This window comes from Deinococcus aquatilis DSM 23025 (genome assembly GCF_000378445.1).
GTDB lineage: Bacteria > Deinococcota > Deinococci > Deinococcales > Deinococcaceae > Deinococcus > Deinococcus aquatilis.
In genome coordinates this window covers 1-1,568 of record NZ_KB899800.1, presented here as the reverse complement: position 1 = coordinate 1,568, position 1,568 = coordinate 1, and the positions used below count along the sequence as shown (strand labels likewise).

The window sequence follows — 1,568 nt, the reverse complement described above, 5'->3', positions numbered from 1 at the left end:
ACGAAAAAAAGGGGGGTCAGTTAACGACCCTGAGCTGATTCCATTGACGGTTCCTGAGGTGCGCCGTCTGTTGCGCTTGGTTCTACCGCACCACCGGCTCAACCTGCGGGTCTGGGAGTGGTCGGGGTGGCGACGACGCCACCAGGCACGAGCCCAACGGTGTCATCGCCAACGTCAACAACGCTGGCTCGCCTCCCGCTAACTGCAACTGTAGTATTAGGTGAAAGACCTCGCTTTGAGCTCAGTCGAGTTTGCCCGTTTGTTTCTCAATTTCTGGCGGTCAATAGCTTCCTAACTCTGATCAGATGACTTTTTTACCTTAATGTCACGGCAAGATGAAGATTGATAGAATGTCAAGTTGTTCACAGATCTGTGCCTTACCTGAACCAGTTTAAGGTATATGAGTCATTGAAGGCCCACGCAGACACAAAAAATCTTTGTCAGATTATGACAAGAGTGCGGAATATTGATTATTAATTTAAAGCCGTTCCTCATGAGAGGCGCAGTTTTGTTGGAAACGTTTAGAGATTTTTAACAGCTTGACATGATTAACGACCGTTAACGTAACCCTGTCCTTGAGATCAGTCGGTCTTAGGGGAACAGATGAGCTGTTAAAGAAATCCTGTTCACCGCAACTCCTTGGCGTAGTGAGGCCGATGAGTCTTACCTCCGCGCTACCCGAAATCGTTTTGAACTGCCTCCACTCGACGGTGCTGTCTGCACGCCGTTGCCGCCTCTCTTGTATTGCCTTTCCCTTAGGAGACCGAATGTCACTACCCACCGCTTTGAGCCTGCCCCGCGCCCTCCGCTCCTCCCTGCCTGCTGGTCTGATGCTGCTGACACTCGGTCTGTCGGCCTGCAACTCGGGCACGACGACAGCCACTGCGCCTACCCCTGTTGCGTCCCCGGTGGCCGACGTGCCCGCCGCGCCCGCAGACTTCGTGTACGACGGTCAGGATTACTCCTGGACGAGCGCGGCTGGCACGTCGCCTCTGCCCCTGTCCCTCAGGACGGGTGATAACGCGCTGAGCAATGAGACCTGGACGGCGGCAAGCAACGGCTGGGGGCCAATCGAGAAAGACCGCAGCAACGGCGACAAGCTGGCAAGCGACGGACGCGCCCTGACCCTGGCTGGACAGACCTATGCCCAGGGCTTTGGGGTGCACGCGGGTTCTAGTATGACCTTCGCGTTGGGCGGCAAATGCAGCACCTTTACCGCTCAGGTGGGTGTAGACGACGAAGTGGGAGATAAGGGCAGCGTCATCTTCAAGGTGATTGCTGATGGCGTGACACTGTTCGACAGTGGCACCATGACCGGGGCGAGCGCCACCAAAGTTGTCAGCGTTAGCGTGGTAGGCAAGCAGCAGCTTCAATTGATCGTAACCGATGCGGGCAACGGCATCAGCTACGATCATGCCGATTGGGTGACGCCATTGTTGGGTTGCACAGTCACGCCCCTGGCCCCTGGAGAAATCCAGTACAGCGGTCCGATTGTGATTACGAAGGGTGGAACGTACTCGGGCAACTGGGAGAGCACGCAGAACAAATCCGCGGTCCTGATCCAGACC

At 55.9% G+C, this 1,568-nt stretch carries 1 protein-coding gene; it reads left to right on the top strand.

Annotation, left to right across the window (positions count from 1 at the left end; all coding sequences use genetic code 11):
* Positions 1 to 767: 767 nt before the first annotated feature.
* Positions 768 to 1,568, top strand: an 801-nt coding sequence (locus F561_RS0124300) for an NPCBM/NEW2 domain-containing protein (protein WP_026299194.1), incomplete at its 3' end; no start/stop codon positions are given.